Here is a 21,579-nt window from a genome sequence, read left to right as displayed (position 1 = left end):
CGTCCGGTGATCATTTCCCGACGAGCCGCCCGATCAGCCGATAGCCCATCTGCATCCGGTCCTGCACCTTGATCGGCGCACCCTGATGCGCGACAAACCGCTCCGCGCTGGCGCACGGGTCGGCGGACTTCGCATCCTCCTCGTCCGTCGTCTCAACGACCATAGTCGAGACCGGCGTGCAACCGGTACGCGTGCCATCGGGCTGGACCACGAACTCGCTGCCAGCGTCCTGAATGAGCGTGATTCCGGGGGGCATCGCACCAGACAAAGGTGCGGCCTGTCCGATCGTCCGGTCGATCAGCGCCAGGACCTCTACGTCGCCCGGTGGCGAGGTCTCCGGGTTGCCGCCGATCATCGCGGCCACGTATTCACGAAACCCCGCGCACATGGTCATTGCTTCGACTGCAACATTGCCGGGCATGTCGCGAAGCTCACAGCGTTTGATCACGGCTTTGTTGGACAGCAACAGGGTTAACCGCTGCCCCACGCTGTTCAAGGGGCTGGGTGGCGGTTCGGGCAAAATCCAGCGGGTCTTCAAGGTGTATGATCCCGCGACCGCGTTGCCCTCGGCATCATACGCGGGAGAGAACGCCGTCTTGTGCTCGGTCATGATCCTGCACGTCGCGGCATCGAGCGACGTCGAATCGGAGGACGTGACGATCCGGCATGCCGTTACCGCGCCCAGCGAATCGATCGTCAACGCCGCTACCACCAGCCCGTCTTCGCCAAGGGTAATCGCCAACGGCGGATACGCGTCGGACCCAAACAACGTCGCCAGTTCGATCCGAGGTTTTGGCGCGACAGGCTCGGGCGCAGCTTCGACTTGTACACTCGCGAACAACGCCAGTCCCGTGACAACCCCGTATATCCTCACTGACGAATCCCCCGAAATGATCCGGCGCGCAACCAAGCCGTTGCAGCCGCCGGGCACAAGCGGCAAATGGCAGGCATGACCGAGTCCACATCTCCCCTCGCCCTACCCTTCCCCGCCATGCCGGCGATCGACGGAGTCGCGCTGCATGTCGCGCGTGCGCAGTACAAGACCTGGGATCGGTGCGACCTGACGTTCGTGACGCTGGAGCCGGGAACGGTGGTCGCGGGCGTGCTGACGCAGAGCAAATGTCCGTCGCCTGAGGTGGAGTGGTGCCGGGCTGCGCTGACGCTTGGGCAGGCGCGCGCGCTCGTGGTGAATGCGGGGAACTCGAACGCGTTTACCGGGTCACGTGGCCGCGCGGCGGTCGAGGCGATCGCGGCGCGGACGGCGGCGCATCTCGGGTGCCAGCCTTCGGACGTGTTCGTGTCCTCGACCGGCGTGATCGGGGTGCCGTTGCCGATCGACAAGGCCGAAGCCGGGCTCGACGCGGCGTTCGCTGCGGCGCCGTGCGGCTGGGAGGATGCCGCCGCGACGATCATGACGACTGACACCTTCACCAAGGGCGCGGTGACGACCGCGGTGATCGGCGATCGCACTGTCTCGCTGGTGGGGATCATCAAGGGTTCGGGGATGATCGCGCCGGACATGGCGACGATGCTCGGCTTCATCTTCACCGACGCCGCGGTCGAGCCGGAGTTCCTGCAAGCCGCGCTGTCGAAGGCGAACGCGCCGAGCTTCTCGTGCATCACCGTCGACAGCGATACCTCGACCAGCGACACGGTACTCGCGTTCGCGACGGGCAAAGCCGGTAACGTCCAACTGGCGGACGATGACAGCGTGGGGGCGGACGCCTTCCGCGCAGCGCTGGCGGACCTGTGCCATCAACTCGCCATGCTGGTGGTTCGCGACGGCGAAGGCGCGCAGAAGCTGATCGAGATCCAGGTGACCGGTGCCGACAGCGACCGCAGCGCACACCGCATCGCGATGAGCATCGCCAACTCACCGCTGGTGAAGACCGCGATTGCCGGCGAGGACGCGAACTGGGGGCGCGTGGTCATGGCAGTCGGCAAGGCCGGCGAACCAGCCGATCGCGACACGCTCTCGATCCGGTTCGGAAATACGCAGGTTGCCGAGGGTGGCTTGGCACTAAGCGGCTATAACGAGGCTCCGGTCGCTGCGCATCTCAAGGGCAACGAGATCGAAATCGGCGTCGATCTGGCGCTAGGCGAAGGCCGCGCCACAGTTTGGACCTGCGACCTCACGCACGGCTACATCTCGATCAACGCCGACTATCGGAGCTGATACCGCTAATGCCGTCACCCCAGCTTTCGCTGGGATGACGGCGGAAGTTTAGCTTACGCCAGTTCACCCTCAAGCCAGGCCTTCAGCCGGCCCTTGGGCTCCGCGCCGACCTTGGTTGCCGCGGGTGCGCCGCCCTTGAACAGGATCATCGTCGGGATACCGCGGACGCCGTACTTGCCCGGCGCGTCGGGGTTCTCGTCGATGTTGAGCTTGGCGATCGTCACCTTCTCGCCGAGTTCTTCCGAAATCTCCTCGAGCGACGGCCCGATCATCTTGCACGGGCCGCACCATTCCGCCCAGAAATCGACGAGCACGGGGCCGTCGGCGTTCAGTACGTCCGCATCGAAGCTGGCATCGGTGATCTGCTTGGTCGCCATCGTGAATTCTCCTTGGTTGAGTCGTATCTAAGGTCGCTCGCGTGTGCGCTCAACCACCGGGGCGCTAGCTTTGCTCCGTGGGCCGATAGTGCGGCTTGTTCGCGGCCAGCGTCTCGTCGTCCAGCACGATCAACCGCGGGCCGGCCGTGTACAGCAAGGCTGCCTCAACCGACCGCCCCGGAAAGATCACGGCCAAGGCTTCGGCATAGGCTGCCATCTGCTTCAGATGGTATTCCGGCACGTCGTCGAGGCCGTGCGGTGCGCGGCGCCCGGTCTTGAAGTCGACGACGCGGATGCGATCGGTTTCGATCAGTAGGCGATCGACCTTTCCCGACACCACCATGCCGTTCGCGAGGGTGGCGGCGATCGGCGCTTCGGCGAGCGTATCCGCGCTGAAAAGCTCGGCAAAGCGCGGATCGTCGAGCACGGCGACCACGCTCTGCACGATTTCGGACCGTGCTGCGGCATTGTCGACGCCACCTGCTTTCGCCAGCCAGCGGTCCGCTGCCGTCGCGCGCTCAACGGCAGCAACCGCCGGCAAACGCTCGAACAGCGCATGGATCAGCCGCCCCCGCTCCGCCGCGACGCGCATCGCTGGCGTCGGCGGTGGATCGGACACGGCGTCGTCGCCCAGCGCAGACGGTGACAACGGACGAGGCGGACGCGCTTCTTGCGGTGCGGGTTCATGCGCCCAGGCCGGCAACTGCGCATTCGCCGCAATCTCGACCGAAGCCGAAGCCTTGGCGATCACCGCAGGCTGAGGCTCGACCCCGGCAAACGTCCGCGCGCCCTCGCCCACCGGTACCTCGAGCGCCGTCAACGCGCGGTCGGACGCCGCGTACCAGCTGTTCTCCGGCGGCATGCCCTTCGCACGCGGCCCGAGCGCACCGGCGATCACCAGCCGCTCTTCGGCGCGCGTGGCGGCTACGTAGAACAGCCGCCAATGCTCCTCCAGTTCGCGCTGCTCGGCGGCCGATACGACCGCATCCAGCGGGCCGCCACGCTCGCTCGACCGCGGCCGGAACACCGGGATCGGCGCGGCCCCAGGCTCGGGTGCCCATTTCAGGATCGAGCGCGGCGCCGCCGACGGGTCCGCCGTCGCATCCGCCAGGATCACGAGCGGCGCCTGCAGGCCCTTGGCGCCGTGTGCAGTCATCACGCGGACCGCATCGAGCGGTGCCGACGGATCGCGGACGATCTCGACATCACCGCGATCGAACCAGTCGAGGAAGCGCTGCAGGGACGGTGTCGTCGTGCTTTCGAACGTCAGCGCGGCGTTGAGCAGTTCCTCGATTGGATCACGCGCTTCGGTGCCCAGCCGCCGGATCAGTTTGCGGCGTCCGTCGAGCGGGCCCGACAACAGTTCCTCCAGGAACTGATACGGCGTGGCGATGTCGGCGCGCGCTAGCATCGCCAGCAAGGGGGCGAGTCGCGTCGCGGGTTGCGTGCGTTGCAAGTGGCGCCACAGCGGCCCGGCCTCGCGCGGGGCGGCGGCCATCAGTTCGTCCTGCGTCCAGCCGATCAACGGCGACACTAGCAGAGCCGCGACGGACAGGTCGTCTTCCGGCTGCAACACGAAACGGATCGTCGCGAGGAGATCCTGAACCGCCAGTGGCGCGTTCAACCTCAGGCGATCGACGCCCGCAACTGGGACACCCTCGGCATAGAGCCGCGCGACGATCAGTGAGGCGAGGTCGCCGCGGCGCTTGACCAGGATCATCACATCCTCGGGGCGCAACCGCCGGCCCTTGCTTTCCAGCATGAGCCCCGTGTCGTGCGCTAGCCAGCCCTTTACCGCGCGGGCGATATCGCTGGCGAGTTTGCGCACCGCGTCGTCGACCCAGCCCTCTTCGTCGTCCTCGCTGCCGCCTGCCGAGACCGGCGGCCACAAGGTCACTGTGCCCGGACCGGCAACCTCGCTGGCGTGCTGTTCGACCTCGCCCGCGATCCCGAGCCCCGGCTCGCCGATCGCATCGATCGCCGCATCGACGAACTCCAGCACGGTCCGCGTCGACCGGAACGAGTGCCGCAATGATAGCCGCGCCAAAGGGAGGCCGCGCTCCTCTTCGGGCCAGTCGTCGTCGCCCTCCGCCTCGCTCGCACGGCCGCCGAAATACTGTTCGGCCGCCTGGAAATTGAGCGGATCGGTGCCCTGGAACCCGAAGATCGCCTGTTTGTAGTCACCGACCGTGAACAGGGTGCGCGTCGATGGCGCATAGATGCCGCGGCCGACGAAGAACTCGTCCGCAAGCGCACGGACGATCCGCCACTGGTGGCCGTTGGTGTCCTGCGCCTCGTCGATAAGCAGGTGCTCGGTTGCCTGGTCGAGCTTGTAGCGCACCCATTCGCCGATCCCCGGCTGGTCGAGCAACGCCACCGTCGTCGCGATCAGGTCGTCGAAATCGACCGCCCCCGCGCGCCGCTTGGCCAGCGCATAGCCGCGCGCATAATCGCGCCCGACCTCGAGCCCGTCGGCGAGCAGGTCGCAATAGGTCGCGCGCTGCACCATCGACAGCACGTCGGTGCACGCCTCGCCCAGGTCATGCGCGAGGACTTCGTAGTCAGGCTCGGCATCGATCAACTTCTTCGACGCTTTGCGCTGGGTGCCCGTGCCGGTGAGCACGACGCTGGCGAGCTCGTCCAGCGTCGCGGCGCGATCTTCGGAGTCGAGCCAGCGCTGTACGGTGGCCGCTGCGGCCTGACCGGTCGCGGTCCCCCACGCGCGATTGGCCGCCGCGATACGCGCGATCGCGTCGAGGTCGAGCGCGTCGCACCACTCTGCGATCGCCTCGTCGATGTCTCCGGACGGAAGCCCGAGTTCGCGCCGGAGCCAGGGCTGAATCCCGACTGGGACGGCCTCCAGAGCCGGCAGCGCACGGGCGCAGGCGAGCAGGAACGCCTCCGCCCCGCCCTCCCCCATGCGAAGTGACAGCCGCCCGACGATCTCGACCGGGCGCTCGCGTCCCTCGCGCTCGGCATCCGACAACATCGACGCCAGCGCTTCGCGTGCTAGGCCGGCTTCCTCGCGCGCTTCCAGCGGTCGGAAGCCTGGCGTCAGCTCAGCCTCGACGGGGAACGCAGCAAGCAGCCCTTGGCAGAAGCCGTGGATCGTCTGAATACGCAAACCCCCGCCCGGCGCGTCTAGCACCTTGGCGAACAGGGTGCGCGCGCGGTCCTGCAACGCCTGGACTGGGCTCTCGCCGAGCGCGATCAGGTCCGCCGCCAGCGCCGGCGCGGGCATCCGCACCCATGCGGCGAGCCGCCCGTTGATGCGCTGCGCCATCTCCGCCGCGCCCGCCTTGGTGAAGGTCAGGCACAGGATCGCGCCGGGATCGACGCCGCGCAACAGCAGTCGGAACACGCGGGCGGCCAGCACCTGCGTCTTGCCGGTGCCGGCCGACGCCGACAGCCAGACGTGCGACGCCGGATTGCTCGCATCGGCTTGCGCGCCCCTTAGCCGGGGCAGCGTGGCGAGCGCATCACCGCTCACGGCCATACCATTCGTCGCGTCGCATAAGCTGGTCATACTCGGCATAGGGGGCGTATTCGGGGACGAGCTTGGCGGTGAACGCGGCGCTGCCGGTCAGCCATTCGCCGACGACTTCGGTAAAGTTGTGCGCGGCGATTGACGTGAATTCGGCGGTCGGGATTTTGTCGCGCTTGCCCTCGGGATCGACCGGGCTCTCGATATAGCCGAACGCGTCGCGCTTCTTGCCGAGCGACCAATATTCGAACGCGCCGGCGGTGCCGCGCACGTCCTCGAACCCGCCGCGTTCGGCGATCAGGCCGAGTAGGCCGAGCTGAAGGCTGTAGCCGGCGCGGACGGCGGTGGGCGAAGGCGGCTTGCCGGTCTTGTAGTCGATCACCGCGAGGCGTCCGTCGGGGAGCTTGTCGATGCGGTCGTAGCGGCCCGACAAGGTCACGCCGGCGATCTCGATCTTGCCCTTGCCCTCGGCGCTGGCGACCGTCCGGCCGTCCTCGCCCTGCGCGACTATGGCGCCGGCGATCCAGTCGATCGCTTCGAGCAGGCGCGGTTGCCAGAGCGCGCGCATCATCGGGTGCGTGCGCTCGTCGTCGAGCATCGCTTTCGCGCGCTGCCGGAGCGTGTCGACGGTGCAGTTGTCCTGCTTCCACCATTGCTCGAGGATGTCGTGCACCGCCGTCCCGCGCCACGCCGCGCTGGGGTCCGCGTCGACCGGATCTAGCGGCATCAGCCCGAGCACGCGGCGGGCGTAGAAGGCGTAGGGGTCGGCCTTGAGGCGATCCACCTCGGTGACGGAGATTGCCTTGGGACGCAGTAGCGCGGGCGGCGACGGCGCGGGACGGTCGGTGGGGAGATGCTCGCCCGGATCGTCTAGCGCTCGCGTCCAGCCTTCCAGTGCCGATGCCCGCTCGAACCGATCGCCCGCGAGCGCCTGCAACCGCAACCAGAGACGCGAAGCCAAAGCCGGCGACTTCGCATCTCGCCGCGCTCGGGTGACTACTGCTCGAGGCGCGCCCAAAGCTTGCGCGAAATCATGCGCCGCGGTGCCGACTCGGCGTTCCAAGCCCGGCAGCCCTAGCTCCATCCGGATGCGCGGCGCCAGCCAGGGATCGGGCGCAGGCCGCCCCGGCCAGACGCCTTCGTTCAGCCCGCCGAGCACCATGACGTCGGCGGTCTGCAACCGCGCCTCGATCAACCCGTAGATCGCCAGTCGCGGATGGCCCCCCGGCGCTGGCCGCACCGCGACCTCGTCGAGCAGCGTCCGCAGCAATTGCGGTAGTTCGCGCGGATCGATCCGCGGTGGTCCGCCAGGTGCTTCGGCTTCCAGATCGGCGAGGAACTCCGCTGCCGCACGCCCTGCAAGCCCCGACCAGAGATTGTCGCCGCACAAGGTCTGCGCCGTCTCGCGCAGGCAGGCGAGCACCGACGCCAACGGCTGCGGCCCCTGATCGAATGCGTTCGCCAGCGGCGTCAGCAAAGGCTGGACGTCGGTCCACCATGTCGCCGCCGTGCCTTTACGCTCCTCCAGATGTCCGGCGATCCCGTCGAGCCCCGCCGCCGGCCTTGGCCCGCGCAACCGTCGGTCGAGCGCGCGTGCGCCGTCGAGCCATAGCAAGCGATCCTCGCCTGCACGGACCAGCGGGTGCTTCAGCAATGCCAGCAGCGCGAGGGGGGAGAAGCGCTGCGCTGCTGCTTCGGCCAACGCGAGCAGCAACGTGCCCGGCGGCAGGATCGACAGAGGCCGCCCTGCACTGTCGTCGATGCCGATGCCCCAGCGCCCGAGATGCGCCGCCACGCGCCGTGCGAGCGCGCGATCTGGCGTGACGAGGGCGGCGGTCCGCTCCGGCACTTCCAACGCCTCGCGCAGAACGAGCGCGATCGCTTGCGCTTCCTCTGCGGGCGTGGCGAGTTCGGCGGCGGTCACGCCCTTCAAGCGGCGATCCTCCGCCGCGATCTGCGTCCATTTACCGGTGAAGTCGGCAGGCGCCAGCGCGTTGGCGATCGCCCGGCCGCGCGCGGGGTCGGCATCGTGCCCGCCGCCCTCGCGCCATGTCTGCACCTCGCCTCGGGCGACGCCCATGCGCAGGAGCATCAGCTTGGCATCGAACTGCGGATGGGTTTCGATCGAGCGCCGCGTGAGGCCGGTGACCGGGTTCGAATCGTGCGGGCCAAGCGCGTCCCATTCCTCGTCGGGCAGCGCGAGGTCGAGGCCGGCGAATACCACCATGCCCTGTGGCATGTCGGCGATGCAGCGGAGCAGGCGCGCGACCGCCGGCGCGGAATCGGTCACGCCGGCCGCGCAGACGATGCCGGCTGGCGGTGCACTTCGCCAGCGCTGGGCGAGTCGGTCGAGCAGCGCAGAACGCCGCGTCGCCGCGTCGATCCGCTCAAGCCGCGCGAGTTCGCCGGGCCAGCGTTGCAGCACGATCTCGAACGTCGCCAGCGCGCGCCGCCAGTGTTCGGTCAGTTCGGGGCCGAGCTCGATATCGCGGAGCTTGGTCGGCGGCACTTCCTCGACCAGCAACTGATCGAGCGTCCGCGCGAGTTCGCCCGCGAGGCGCACCGCTTCGGCGACATCGACCGGATGGCCTTCGCGCGCGCGCTCTTCCGACACCAGTCGCGCTAGGATCATGCGCCGCTGATAGGGCGGTACCGCGGGCAGCGGCGGATCGATGTCGTCCGCCGGGTCGAGCGCGGCGCCGACCGCCTCGCCCATCTCCGGATCGCCCAGCGCCACCAGACGCGGGAGGACGAGCCCGCCGCCACTCGCGCGGACGAACGCCTCGGTCACCGCCTTCACCGCGCGGTTGTTCGGCAGCACGACGAGCGCACGGGCGAGCGCCAGCGGATCGCGCCCGGCCCGCCGCGTCAGCCCGGCGACCAGCGCGTCAGCAAACGCCCGGTGCGCCGGGATCGTGTAGAGCGTCGGGCGATCCGCCGTGGCGACGTCAGCCATCCGCGAGGATTGCCTCGGTTTTCGGGATCGCGGCGGGCGTGCCGACGTCGAACCACAGGCCCTGGTGGACCTGGCCGTAGGCGCGGCCGGCGGCTATCGCGCGGTTCCAGAAGATGTTGGTCGAGAACGGCCCCTCCGGCCAGTCGGCGATCAACCGCGGGTGGAGAATCTGGATGCCGGTATAGGCGAATGGCGCGACCCGGCCGGGCTTGCGCCGCCCGACGATCCGCCCGTCGCTGCCGAGATAGAAATCGCCCATCCCGCCGTGATTGTTGGCACGCGCGAGCGGCACCATCAGCAGCAGCGCGTCCATCTTCGCGTCGTCCCAGCGCGACGCGAGCAGCCTGATCGCGTCGACCGGCCCGTCGATCCAGAGATTGTCGCTGTTGACCACCAGCACCGGCGCGTCGCCGAGCAGATGCCGCGCCTGGACGAGCCCGCCGCCCGTCTCCATCAGCATTTTCCGCTCGTCGGAGATCACGACGTCGATCCCCGCGAACCGGTCGGTGACGTGCGCCTCCAGCGTGTCCGCCAAGTAATGCACGTTGACGACCGCGCGCTTGATCCCGGCGGCCTGCAACCGCTCGAACACGTGGTCGATCAACGGCTTGCCCGCGACCTGAACCAGCGGCTTTGGTCGCGTCGCGGTCAGCGGGCGCATCCGCTTGCCCAAGCCCGCCGCCATCACCATCGCCGTTTCGGGCACGACACCGCGAGGGACGGGCCGGATCGTCTGCTGGCGAGTCACGCGCTCAAGGCCAGCGGATCGCCGCGCTTCGCGGGCGGCACGTTCGCCGCGAACCACGCCGCGACCGGCGCCATGACCGGCTGCGCCAGATCGCGCTCCAGATACGTCCACACACGCGGACACATCGTCGCATAATGCGGCTTGCCATCGCGCTTCCACAGCCGCGTGAAGATGCCGAGGATCTTCGCATTCCGCTGCGCGCCGAGCACGTGATACGCGTTCATGAACTCGTCTCCCGCATCCGCCGCCGCACGATATCGCGCCAGCATCGCCGCCTCGACCGCCGGATCGACCGTCCGCCGCGCATCCTGCAACAGCGACACCAAATCATAGGCCGGATGCCCCGCGAGCGCGTCCTGAAAATCGAGCAACCCGAGCGACCGCGCCGGTCCGACGAGCATCAGGTTCTCGGCGTGATAATCGCGCAAAACCGTGACCGGAGTCTCGGCGATGGCGTGATCGAACACTGCCTCCCATGCCGCGGCCCAGCCAGCCAGATCTGGCTCGACCCCGACCGCCGGGCAGTACCATTCGACGAATAGCCCCGCCTCGCGCTTCAGCACCGCGCGATCGTAAGGGGGGACCGGCCCAGCCGGCTCGGCGCGCAACCGCACCAGCAAGTCGATCGCCGGCCCGTAGAGCGACAGTTCGTCCGCGGGCGCCGCGTCGACCGCCTCACGCAATCTATCGTCGCCAAAATCCTCGATCAGCACGAGCCCCTGGTCGAGGTCACACGCCAGAATGGCGGGCGCGGCGAAGTCGCGCTCGACCAGCCATTCGGCGATGGCGATGAACGGGCGGGGATCTTCGTGCGGCGGTGGCGCATCCATCAGGATCGCTTGGCGCCCACCCTGTTCGGCGCTCTCGATCGCGCGGAAATAGCGCCGGAACGACGCGTCGCCCGCGACCGGAAGGATCTGTGCCCCACCCCAGCCATGAACGTCGAGAAAAGCGGCGGCGCCGGGCGGCGGGGTCATGTCGGCCATCGCGACTTCCAAGCTTCCGGCACGCCGATAGTCAAGCTGCGCGTGCCGTCCGGCTCGATCGTCAGGCTCAGGCGAAGCGCATCCGGCCAGTAATCCGGGCCTGCGCGTTCCGGCCATTCAACCAGCAGGAGCGAATCGTAGCGCGCGTCGTCGAGCGCGAGTTCCTCGATCTCGGCGGGGTCGTCGATGCGGTAGAGGTCAACGTGCAGTACGGGAAAGCGCACTTCGGGTGGCTCGTAGGGCTGGACGATCGCGAAGCTGGGCGATGGTGCCTCTCCGGCGAGGCCGAGTGCGGCGAGGAGGCCGCGGGCGACACTGGTCTTGCCGGAGCCGAGCGTGCCCACAAGAGTGATCACGTCGCCGGGTCGAACGCGCTTGGCAAGCATAGCCCCGAACGCTTCGGTGGCTTGCGGGTCGGGTAGACGGATCATGCGCACGAGCCCTCTCCCCCTCGGGGAGAGGGTTGGGTGAGGGGCCGTTCGAGGCGCTGCGCTGCTCGGCGACCCCTCACCCCGACCCTCTCCCCGGAGGGGAGAGGGGGCAGAAGATCGGCGCTCATCGGCGTGGTAGCTCGACGGTGATCAGCGTGCCGGCGCCGGGTTCGGACATAAGCTCGATCGTCCCGCCGTGTGCCTCGACGAACTGTTTCGCCAACGGCAATCCGAGACCCAGAGCGCGATCCCCCATAGGCTTCGACTCCGCAAACCGGTCGAACGCATGCGCCACCGCCTCCGCATCCATCCCAACCCCATCGTCCGACACCACGATCCGCGCCGACGTCGCATTACCGTCGGTATGCAGCAGCACCCGCCCGCCGTCCGGCGTCGCCGCGACCGCATGGCGCAACAGATGCTCGACGACCTCCTTCAGCCGCTTCGGATTGCCGTTCACGCGGCCCGTCGAGCGCGCGACCTCGATCGCGAAGTCGAGTTTACGTCGCTTGGCCGACGGCAGGATCGTTTCCGCCGCGGCGCGCACGGTAGCTGCGAGGTCCACGTCGCTGCGATCGGTTTCCGCACGATCGCTCTCCGCGCGCGTCAGGTCGAGCACGTCGTCGACCAGCAACCCCAGCCGCTCGACGGACTCGAGAATCGCCCCGACATAGCCCTCGGCCTGCGGCGTCAGCGCGCCGGCATATCCGCCATGCAACATCTCCGCGAACCCGCTGATCGACGTCAGTGGCGTGCGCAGTTCATAGCTCATATTCGCGACGAACGCGGTCTTCACCTTGTCGGTCGCCTCGAGCGCATCCGCACGATCGCGCAACGCCTGCTCCGCGCGGCGGCTGTCGGTGATGTCTAGCATCGTGAACAGCGCATTCCCGTCAGGTAACGGCACGCCGGCAAACTCGAAATGCCGCCCGTCCGCAAATGCCACGCGCCCGCCGCGTTGCTGCCGCCCGACCGTCGCCGATCGCACGAGATCCGGGATCAGTGCCGACCGGCCAGGTGTCGCAAGCTTGGCCCCCGCCGCTTCGGCAAAAGCGTCGACGCGGGGGTGCGAGGCGAGAAACTCTTCCTCCAGGCCCCACAGCGCGCGAAACCGGTTGTTCCAAAGCTGCAACCGACCATCCGCCGCGAACACGCCGAGCGCCTCGAACAGGTTGTCGAACGTCGCCGTCCGCACCCGCAGCAACGTGTCGCGCGCGCTGGCAAGCTGGACCTGCTCGGTGCGATCCTCGAAGATGAGCAGCAAGCCGCCATCGGGAAGCGGCTGCGCGACGACGCGCAGGTGCGTGCCGCCGCGCAGGTGCCAATTCTCCTCCATCGCGCCGCCACCCTGGGCCGAGCCGGTCTGCATGAACCAGTCGCGCCGCTCCGCCTTCCAGCTTGGAAAGTCGCGAACTTCGGGCAGGCGGTTCGCCTCGCGCATCCGCTCCAGCACGCGGTCGAACTCGGGCCGATCGGCGAGCCATTCGCTCCGCATTGCGAACATCCGCCGAAACGGCTGGTTGCAGAACACGAGCGACCGATCCCCGCCGAACTGCGCCACGCCCGCCGACAACCGGTCGAGCATCGCACGCTGGGCTTCGGCAAAGCGCTTGGCGCCCGACCGTGCCTGTTCCAGTTCCTCGATATCGATCGCAAACCCGGCCACCCCGCCGCTCGGCAACGGTACGTCGTAGATTTCCAGCGACCGTCGCGCACCGTCGATCGTCGCGGGCAGGACCTGCTGATGCGGGCGTCCCTGCTCGCGCGCGACCGCAGCACCAGCGAGCGGCCCGCCACGCCCGGATCCCTCGACCAGTTCCAGCCCACGCGCGACGACGTCCGCGGCATCGCGCCCCTCGACCGCGTCGACATAGGCCGAGTTCACCATCGCCAGTCGCAAGTCGGTCGCGCGATACCACATCGGCATCGGTGCCGCCTCGATCAGCCCCGTCAGCGACTCATACGCCTCACCGAGTCGCGCGGTCTCGGAACCAAGTCGCGCGATCTCCGCCTCGCTGTCGGTCGCATCGAACGCCCAGAGCAATACCGCCCCGGTCGCGCCCATCTCGCCCGGCGCGCGCCCACCGCGAAACGTGATCGCTCGCGTCGAACCCTGCAACCGCACTGACCGCACGAAAGCCCGCCCCGACCGCTGCGCCGCCGTGACGTCGGCAATAAGCCGCGCTGCATCGTCGGCAGACAGCCCCGTCCCCCCGGCAGCAAGCTCCGCGATCGACCGAGGCGGCGCCCCAAGCCCAAGCCAGTCCGCCATCCGCTGCGTCATCTCGATCCGCCCGCCAGAACGGATCACCGTCACGATCGCCGGCGATCCATCGAGGATCGTCTGCAACTGCGCGCGCACCTCTATCACTTCCGCGGCGTCGGAACGGGCTTGCAGTCCGATGTATAGCAGTACCAAGCCGGCGAGGATCACCAGGAGCAGCAACGCCCCTACCATCACGGCGGCACCGATCCCCAGGACCATTATCGGGAAGCCCGTAGCGACATCATCGGACCATGTAGGCTAAACCGTCCCCCAGGGGAAAGCCACGAGACAAGGAAAAGGGCGGGCCCGACATAAGGACCGCCCTTCTCGATCTAACCGATAGAACCTGGCTTACGCTTACAGCTTCACCGAAGCGCCGATGTACATCGCGCGACCAATGTTGTCGTAGATCGCGTCGCCATCGCCATTGCCGAGCAGACCGTAAGGCGGCTTCTTATTGGTCAGGTTATCGACGCCGCCGTACAAGGTGAAGCGCTTGTCGACGTCGACCGACGCGCGAACCGCATGATAGAACACCTTCGGATAATAGACGACGTCGGCATAGTTCGGGTTGAGCGCAGGAACGCCGTTTGTGTCGTGCTGCGCCTCCCAATCGGTGATTGACTGGCGGCCGATATAGCGGACCTGATAGCCGATCGTGAAGTTCTTGTGCGTCAGGTCGACCGATGCGTTGACGTTCCAGATCGGATCGCCAAGCTCGCCCTTCACCCGGTCGGGGCGGCTCGGCTCGTCGAGATACGGGAAGTCGGTCCGGTCGCGGACCCAGGTCCCCACCACGCGCACCGCAGCCTTGGTGTCCGCACCGAACCGGCGGTTGTAGCTGGCGTCGAAATCAATGCCCTTGGCCTTGAGCGCGGCGAAGTTGACCGTGCTCTGCAACAGCGCCGGCCGTGCGAACAGGCCGTTCGCCTGGCGCGGATTGATCAGGCTGCAGAACTGGTTGGTCAGCGTCGGAGCGTCATAGCAGGCATCGAGAATCGTCTGTGCGTCGACAGCGTTGATGACCTTGTTGATCTTGATGTCGTAATAATCGACCGTGAGCGCAAAGCCTGGAAGGAAGCTGGGCTGGAAGATCGCACCATAGGTCCAGCTCCGTGACTTCTCCGCCTGTAGGTTGGGATTGCCGCCTGACAGGATTTCAGTGGAACCAGCCCGGGCCGTGCTGTTGATGAAACCAGCCGGAACACCTGCTGCCGCACAGTTTGCAGCACGGGTCGAGCGCCCCGTGGTGATGAAGTTGACATCGCACGGATCGTCGAGCTGCGGGAAGTCCTGGCTGTTCGAAGCGTACAGATCGCCAAGCGTAGGCGCCCGGACCGACCGCGAATAGTTCACGCGGAACTTGATGTCGTTGATCGGCGCATAGATCCCGCCGAAGTTATAGGCATAGACCGTTCCCGTGGACCCCTTGTAATCCGCGACACGACCTGCAGCGTTGATCGTCAGCTCCTTGGCGAAGCTGATGTCCTTCAACAGAGGAATTTCGATCTCGCCATACGCTTCCTTCACGGCGAATGCGGGTGGACGGAAGTCGGGGATGACGTTGAAGAACGTGTCGCCGCCCTTAATGGTATCGTCATACGCCGAGAACGCCGTTTCGCGACGATACTCGCCGCCGACCGCGAACCGGACCGGACCGCCGGGCAGTTCGAACAGCTGCGAGCTATCCCCGACGATGTTGCCCGTCACGTCGAACTCAGTCGCCTTGCCGCGGCTGGTCGAGGTCGTGTTGATGTAGTTCAGCGCGGCCTGGCTAGCCCGCCCCCCGCCCAGGATGTTGAGCGGAGCGCACGACGGATCGACGACAGTCGCCTGGTTGATGCGGCAGACGATCTGGCCGGCCCCGTTACGGACCGCATCGATCGCGTTGTAGAAGCGCGACTGGAACTGGTTGTTGTAGAATTTCGACTTCGTACGGAATTCGCCGTAGTTTATCGAGAAATCATACTTCCAGTCGTCGTTGAAAGTCCCCTCTGCACCGACGACGATGCGATAGGTATCGCGACGATCGGCCTCATCACGCGTGCCGAGATCGGTGTTGTTGCGATTGAGGCGGAAATACTCGGAGCCTGCCGGCAACAACGACCGGATGGTCGCCGCAGCCTGAGGATTGAGGAACGCGTTGTCGAACGCGATCGGCACGCCCCCACCAAGATACGTCTCGCCCTCGGCATCGGTCCCCTGCGATCCACCTTGGTTGAACGTACCGCTCGACTGGGCAAAGCTTTCAACGCGCACGAACTTCGCTTCGAAGAACGGCTTGAACGCTTCCGATACGTCGTAATGGCCGATCAGGTTTGCGACGTAGCGCTTGAGCGACGGATCCAACGTACCCATATCGGTCAGCGTCGCGCCGCTGCCGTTCTGGTTGTTGTTCGAGCCTACCGGGCGGAAATCATTCCCGTAATTATACTCGGAGAGTTGCCCGTTCGACCCGAAGCCGAACACGCGGGGAGCGCCGTTCGCACGACAGGCAGCAGCTACGCCACCACCGCAGCCCAGCAGATTGCCGCCGTTATAGGCGATGAAGTTGCCGCCATTGTCATAGCCGAAGCTACGGACACCCGTTAGGAAAGTCCGCTGCGGCTGACCGGACGCGTTGGTCGCGACACGCTGGAACTGGTTCCGGCCATCATAGGCACCGGTCAACCCCGGACGGTCGGTATAAGTCAGCAGATCGGCCTGGTTATATTCGAGACCGAGCGCGATGTTGCCGCGCCCCTCGGCGAAGTTAGTCCCGAAGGTGCCCGACAGGCGATATGTACCGCGATTGCCGCGATCCGCGATCCCGCTCTGGGCATTAAGCGATACGCCGTCGAAATTGCGCTTCAGCACGAAGTTCACGACACCGGCCATGGCGTCCGAACCATACACCGCCGAGCTACCGCCGGTAACGATGTCGACGCGGTCGATCAGGTCGGTCGGGATCGTGTTGGTGTCGACGAGAAACTCGCCGGTCGATCCGGTGATGTGACGGCGGCCGTTGACGAGAACCAGCGTACGCGATGGCCCAAGACCACGAAGATCGAGCAGGTTGATGCCGGCAGTACCGATGAACTGGGTCGAGTTCGCCTGACTGTAGGTCGAGCGCAGCGACGGCAGGTCGTTCAGCACGTCGCCGATCACGACAGCGCCGGTCCGCGTCAGGTCGGCCTGCGTCACGGTGGTGACGGGGATAGGCGAATTGAGCGTCGGCCGCGCGATGCGCGAACCGGTGACGACGATCTCGCTGCCGGCATTGGCTTCGGCCGCCACTGTCTGTGCAACTGCGCCCGTCGTAGTGTCCGAACCAACCGGAGCTGTTGGATCGGTGCCGGGCGCCTGGCTTTGCGCGTCAACCGGTGTTGCAGTCTGCGCCGCTGCCGGGATCATTGAGACTAATACGAACGCCACCGTCGACGCTGTTACGAACAATCCGGACTTCCGGATCGGCATGCCAGTCATATTAAATAACCCCTGAACCCAATCTTTTACTGAGGTCAGAAGGACACCTTTCCTGCCCGTTTTTCAATCCGGGCAGCAAAACATTACAAACATGTTGCAGAGCTGCAACACGGATGCGTAACGAAAAAGCCGCGCCCGCCTAATCGCGGACGCGGCTTTCGAAAACCCTACTAAATCCCTAAGATCAGTAGCGGTAGTGGTCCGGCTTGAACGGGCCCTCGACCGGCACGCCGATGTAGCCGGCCTGCTTGTCCGAAAGCTTCGACAGCTTCACGCCGAGCTTCTCGAGGTGGAGCATCGCGACCTTCTCGTCGAGGTGCTTGGGCAGGACGTAGACTTCGTTCTTGTAGTTCTCGCCCTTGGTCCAGAGTTCGATCTGCGCGAGCGTCTGGTTGGTGAACGAGGCCGACATCACGAACGACGGGTGGCCGGTGGCGCAACCGAGGTTCACCAGGCGACCCTTCGCCAGGATGATGATCTGCTTGCCGTCCGGGAACTTCACCAGGTCGGTGCCGGGCTTCACTTCGGTCCAGTCGTAGTTCGACAGCGCGGCGATCTGGATCTCCGAGTCGAAGTGGCCGATGTTGCAGACGATCGACATCGGCTTCATCGCCTTCATGTGATCGGCGGTGATGACGTCGGCGTTGCCGGTCGCGGTGCAGAAGATGTCGGCGCGCTTCACGGCCTCTTCCATCGTCACGACCTCGAAGCCCTCCATCGCCGCCTGCAGTGCGCAGATCGGATCGACTTCGGTGACCATCACGCGCGCGCCGCCGTTGCGGAGCGACTGGGCCGAGCCCTTGCCGACGTCACCGAAGCCGGCGACGCAGGCGACCTTGCCGGCGAGCATGACGTCGGTCGCGCGACGGATCGCGTCGACCAGCGATTCCTTGCAGCCGTAGAGGTTGTCGAACTTCGACTTGGTCACCGAGTCGTTGACGTTGATCGCGGGGAACGGCAGCTCGCCCTTCTTGGCGATCTCGTAAAGACGATGAACGCCCGTCGTAGTCTCTTCCGAGACGCCCTTCAGGTTCTTGACGGTCTCGGTGAGATAGCCGGGGTTCTTCGCGACGTACGCCTTGAGCGCACGCTGCATCTCGACCTCTTCCTCGTTCTCGGGCTCGGGCATCGTGTGGCCGGCTTCGAGCTTGGCGCCCCAGAGTGCGAACATCGTCGCGTCGCCGCCGTCGTCGAGGATGATGTTGGCGGTCTGGCCCTCGACGTCGCGATCCCACGAGAAGATGTCGCCGACATAGTTCCAGTAATCCGCGAGGCTCTCGCCCTTGATCGCGAACACCGGCACGCCCGATGCGGCGATCGCGGCTGCGGCATGGTCCTGCGTCGAGAAGATGTTGCAGGTCGCCCAGCGAACGTCGGCGCCGAGTGCGGTCAGCGTCTCGATCAGCACGGCGGTCTGGATCGTCATGTGCAGCGAACCGGTGATCCGCGCGCCCTTGAGCGGCTGCGCGGCGCCGAATTCGGTGCGCAGCGACATCAGGCCGGGCATCTCGGTCTCGGCGATGTTGATCTCGGCGCGGCCGAAATCGGCGAGGCTGATGTCGGCGACGACGTAATCGGTCTTCGCGGGGGCGAGGGTGGTGGCCACGATGGGTCTCCTGGAAATTCTGTGATCGGCGAGCCTCATGCCCGTGCCGGATGCCGTGTCACTTAGGGGATCGAGGGGCTCAAATCAAATATAAAGATATCTTTATATGATGCTCGGGGATGCCGTTCGCGTTAGCTGCATCGCCCTTCTTCGACTCCCCTCCCTGGAAGGGAGGGGTTGGGGGTGGGTCGGTTTGAGGCGGGCGCACAGCTAGCCAACCGGCCGACCCACCCCCAGCCCCTCCCTTCCAGGGAGGGGAGCAGAAGTCAGGCCGTGCCCGTCTCCGCCACCAGCAACCGCGGATCCACGCCGGCCTGCGCGAAGGCAAGCGTCCACCGATCCTCCGCAGCGGTATCGAACAGCAATTCCGTATCGCCGAGCACGTTGAACCACCCCGGCCGCGACAGCTCACCCTCGAGCTGTCCGCCATCCCAGCCGGCATAGCCCAGCGCCACGACCCATTCCGACGGACCCTTCCCCTCGGCGATCGCGCGCAGCACGTCGACCGTACTCGACAGCTTCCACCGGCCGGCGACGTCGACCGAGTCCTGCCCGCCCCAGTCGGACGAATGCACGACGAACCCGCGCCGCGGCTCGACCGGCCCGCCGAAATGCACCGGCGCGTTCGGCGCATCGCCCGGCTCGATCCCGAACTGTTCGAGCAGGTCGTGGAAACCAAGTCCGTCGATCGTAGCACCGATCCCGATGCCGATCGCGCCATTCTCGTCATGGCTGCACATCGCGATCACCGCGCGGGCGAACCGCGGATCGCTCATCCCCGGCATCGCGAGCAGGAATTGTCCGGAAAGAAAGGGCGTCTTGTCCATGCGTTCGAACATAGCGACGCGGACGAGCCCCCGCCACGCTTGAAATACGCGCGCCCGCGTCCAAGGTACGGCTCSCCCGCGACCAATGCGCGGCGACAGGAGATTTCAGATGACGATCAGCGTCGGCGACCGGCTTCCCACCACCAATCTCGTCAAGGCAACCGCAGACGGCCCCGACCAGGTCGATACCGACAGCTTCTTCAAGGGCCGCAAGGTCGCGCTGTTCGCGGTCCCGGGCGCGTTCACGCCGACCTGCTCGGCCAAGCACTTGCCCGGTTTCGTCGAGAAGGAAGCCGAACTGAAGGCCAAGGGCATCGACGAGGTCGCCTGCGTCTCGGTCAACGACGCGTTCGTGATGGGCGCGTGGGGCAAGTCGGCGGGTGCCGGCGACATCACGATGCTCGCGGACGGCAATGGCGATTTCGCGAAGGCGATCGGGCTGACGATGGACGGCTCGGGCTTCGGCATGGGCACGCGTAGCCAACGTTACTCGATGGTGGTCAACGACGGCGTGGTCGAGCAGCTGAACGTCGAGGCACCGGGCGAGTTCAAGGTTAGTTCGGCAGAGCATCTGCTTAGCGAAATCTGATCCTCCCCGGCGAGGAGCATGCTATCTTCACCCCTCCCTGGAAGGGAGGGGCCGGGGGTGGGTGGGTCTGGGGCGCGTGCCAGCGTTCCCTCGAGAGCGACCCACCCCTAACCCCTCCCTTTCAGGGAGGGGAATGGCTTTATCGCCGAGGTTTCACCCAACCCCTCAGGTGGTCTTGCCACCGTAACCTCCGCCACCTAACACTGCCCGATGACAATCGCATCCGACCTCGTCGCCGAACTCGACCGCCTCTACCGCGCCTCCGTCGAGCGCCTCCAAGCTGCCATGAGCGCTTATATCGCCGACGGCACGACGCCAGATCCGGTCAGCCGCACCGACGGCTCGTTCGCCTATCCCGAAATCCGGCTGACTTATAAAGGCGGCGTCGACCGGCCCACCCCGCTCCGCTCGTTCGGCCGCTTGGTCAACGCGGGCGAATACCGCATCAGCGTCACCAAGCCCGCGATCTTCGCCGAATATCTGACCGAACAGCTGACGCTGCTGATCGAGGATTACGACGTCACCGTCGAAGCGGTCGAGGGTCGCCAGGAAATCCCGTTCCCCTATGTGATCGAACCGGGCCACGCGTTGAGCCTCGACGAGGTATCCGCCACTGAATTGTCGCGCCACTTCCCCGCGACCGAGCTCGCGCATATCGGCGACGAGATCGCCGATGGCCTCTGGATCGCGCAGGACGAGACGCGTCCGCTCGCGCTGTTCGACGGCCTGCGCACCGATTTCAGCCTTGCCCGCCTGCGCCATTACATGGGCACGCCCGCCGAACACGCGCAGCGCTTCGTGCTGTTCACCAACTATCACCGCTATGTCGACGAGTTCGTCCGCTGGGCCGGCACGCAGTTGGGCGAAGGCTCGCGCTTCACCAGCCTGTCGGGCGCGGGCGGGATCACGATCTCGTCGGGCGACGACATCGACAAGATCATCTCCGACAGCGCCTGGCGCCGTCACCAGATGCCCGCCTATCATTTGATGGCGGACGACCGCACCGGCATCACGCTGGTCAACATCGGCGTCGGGCCGTCGAACGCGAAGACGATCTGCGATCATCTCGCGGTTCTGCGTCCCGAAGCATGGCTGATGATCGGCCATTGCGGCGGCCTGCGCCCGAGCCAGCGGATCGGCGACTACGTCCTCGCGCACGCGTATCTACGCGACGACCATGTCCTCGACGATGTCCTGCCGCCAGAAATCCCGATTCCCGCGATCGCCGAAGTCCAGCTCGCGATGGCCAAGGCCGCCGAGATCGTCTCGGGCCAGTCGGGCGAGGAACTCAAGCGTCGCCTCCGCACCGGCACGATCGTCACGACAGACGATCGCAACTGGGAGCTTCGTTACTCGAAGTCCGCGCTGCGCTTCTCGCTCAGCCGCGCCGTTGGCATCGACATGGAGTCCGCGACGATCGCCGCGCAGGGCTATCGCTTCCGCGTGCCCTACGGCACGTTGCTCTGCGTCTCGGACAAGCCGCTCCACGGCGAGCTGAAGCTGCCGGGCCAGGCCAACCGCTTCTACGAGCGCGCGATCAGCGAGCATCTGCGGATCGGGATCGAGACCTGCGAACAGCTCCGCCTGGAAGGCTCGAAGCTCCACAGCCGCAAGCTGCGCGCGTTCGACGAGCCGCCGTTCCGGTAAAAACCGGAGCGGATCGCACGG

Annotated in this window: 14 protein-coding genes; 3 read left to right on the top strand and 11 right to left on the bottom strand. The window is 66.5% G+C overall.

Translation table 11 applies throughout. The features are described from left to right. Positions 1-10: 10 nt before the first annotated feature. Positions 11-742: an energy transducer TonB gene (locus ASE82_RS02615; protein WP_162236666.1), complete on the bottom strand. Its 732-nt coding sequence runs from the start codon at positions 740-742 to the stop codon at positions 11-13. Positions 743-949: 207 nt separating this feature from the next. Here ASE82_RS02615 and argJ point away from each other — a divergent pair, with 207 nt between their 5' ends. Further along, positions 950-2,176, top strand: coding sequence for a bifunctional glutamate N-acetyltransferase/amino-acid acetyltransferase ArgJ (gene argJ / locus ASE82_RS02610; protein WP_056058473.1), 1,227 nt, complete (start codon positions 950-952; stop codon positions 2,174-2,176). 53 nt (positions 2,177-2,229) lie between these two features. Here the strand turns inward: argJ and trxA are convergent, their stop codons facing one another. The 10 genes from trxA to ASE82_RS02560 all read right to left on the bottom strand — a co-directional run bounded on the left by trxA (position 2,230) and on the right by ASE82_RS02560 (position 19,322). After that, positions 2,230-2,553, bottom strand: coding sequence for a thioredoxin TrxA (gene trxA / locus ASE82_RS02605; protein WP_055877560.1), 324 nt, complete (start codon positions 2,551-2,553; stop codon positions 2,230-2,232). A gap of 64 nt (positions 2,554-2,617) precedes the next feature. Beyond that, positions 2,618-6,049, bottom strand: coding sequence for a double-strand break repair helicase AddA (gene addA, locus ASE82_RS02600; RefSeq protein WP_056058468.1), 3,432 nt, complete (start codon positions 6,047-6,049; stop codon positions 2,618-2,620). Continuing rightward, positions 6,033-8,993, bottom strand: coding sequence for a double-strand break repair protein AddB (gene addB / locus ASE82_RS02595; RefSeq protein WP_056058466.1), 2,961 nt, complete (start codon positions 8,991-8,993; stop codon positions 6,033-6,035). The genes addA and addB overlap by 17 nt, the downstream gene beginning before the upstream one ends. Continuing rightward, entirely contained in the window at positions 8,986-9,741 is a 756-nt protein-coding gene (locus tag ASE82_RS02590) for a nucleotidyltransferase family protein (protein ID WP_056058461.1), read from the bottom strand. Before ASE82_RS02590 ends, addB begins: the two co-directional genes overlap by 8 nt. Beyond that, the gene (locus ASE82_RS02585) at positions 9,738-10,718 is read right to left on the bottom strand and encodes an aminoglycoside phosphotransferase family protein (RefSeq protein WP_165895473.1); all 981 of its coding nucleotides are present in this window, start codon (positions 10,716-10,718) and stop codon (positions 9,738-9,740) included. Before ASE82_RS02585 ends, ASE82_RS02590 begins: the two co-directional genes overlap by 4 nt. Continuing rightward, complete coding sequence (gene tsaE, locus ASE82_RS02580) at positions 10,715-11,158, bottom strand: tRNA (adenosine(37)-N6)-threonylcarbamoyltransferase complex ATPase subunit type 1 TsaE (protein WP_056058455.1); 444 nt, start codon at positions 11,156-11,158, stop codon at positions 10,715-10,717. The genes ASE82_RS02585 and tsaE overlap by 4 nt, the downstream gene beginning before the upstream one ends. Positions 11,159-11,282: 124 nt before the next feature. Next, entirely contained in the window at positions 11,283-13,643 is a 2,361-nt protein-coding gene (locus ASE82_RS02575) for a sensor histidine kinase (protein ID WP_056058452.1), read from the bottom strand. Positions 13,644-13,781: 138 nt separating this feature from the next. Further along, positions 13,782-16,889, bottom strand: a complete 3,108-nt coding sequence (locus ASE82_RS02570; protein ID WP_235524457.1) for a TonB-dependent receptor domain-containing protein — start codon at positions 16,887-16,889, stop codon at positions 13,782-13,784. A 184-nt stretch (positions 16,890-17,073) separates the two neighbouring features. Beyond that, positions 17,074-18,534, bottom strand: a complete 1,461-nt coding sequence (ahcY, locus tag ASE82_RS02565; RefSeq protein WP_443025060.1) for an adenosylhomocysteinase — start codon at positions 18,532-18,534, stop codon at positions 17,074-17,076. 227 nt (positions 18,535-18,761) lie between these two features. Next, a complete protein-coding gene (locus ASE82_RS02560) occupies positions 18,762-19,322 on the bottom strand; it encodes a YqgE/AlgH family protein (RefSeq protein ID WP_056059560.1) in 561 nt (186 codons plus the stop codon). 109 nt (positions 19,323-19,431) lie between these two features. Between ASE82_RS02560 and ASE82_RS02555 the strand changes: the two genes are divergently transcribed. Together ASE82_RS02555 and ASE82_RS02550 are read left to right on the top strand one after the other, a co-directional pair. Further along, on the top strand, positions 19,432-19,911 hold the full coding sequence (locus tag ASE82_RS02555) for a peroxiredoxin (RefSeq protein WP_056058446.1): 480 nt from the start codon (positions 19,432-19,434) through the stop codon (positions 19,909-19,911). Between the two features lie 210 nt (positions 19,912-20,121). Further along, positions 20,122-21,558 (top strand): AMP nucleosidase, encoded by a 1,437-nt coding sequence (locus ASE82_RS02550; RefSeq protein WP_056058443.1) that lies wholly within the window; start codon positions 20,122-20,124, stop codon positions 21,556-21,558. Positions 21,559-21,579 lie beyond the last annotated feature (21 nt).

Origin of the sequence: Sphingomonas sp. Leaf230, from assembly GCF_001421745.1 — a bacterium.
Lineage (GTDB): Bacteria > Pseudomonadota > Alphaproteobacteria > Sphingomonadales > Sphingomonadaceae > Sphingomonas.
The sequence above is the reverse complement of the archived record's forward strand: the minus strand, read 5'-3'. Positions and strand labels throughout refer to the sequence as shown.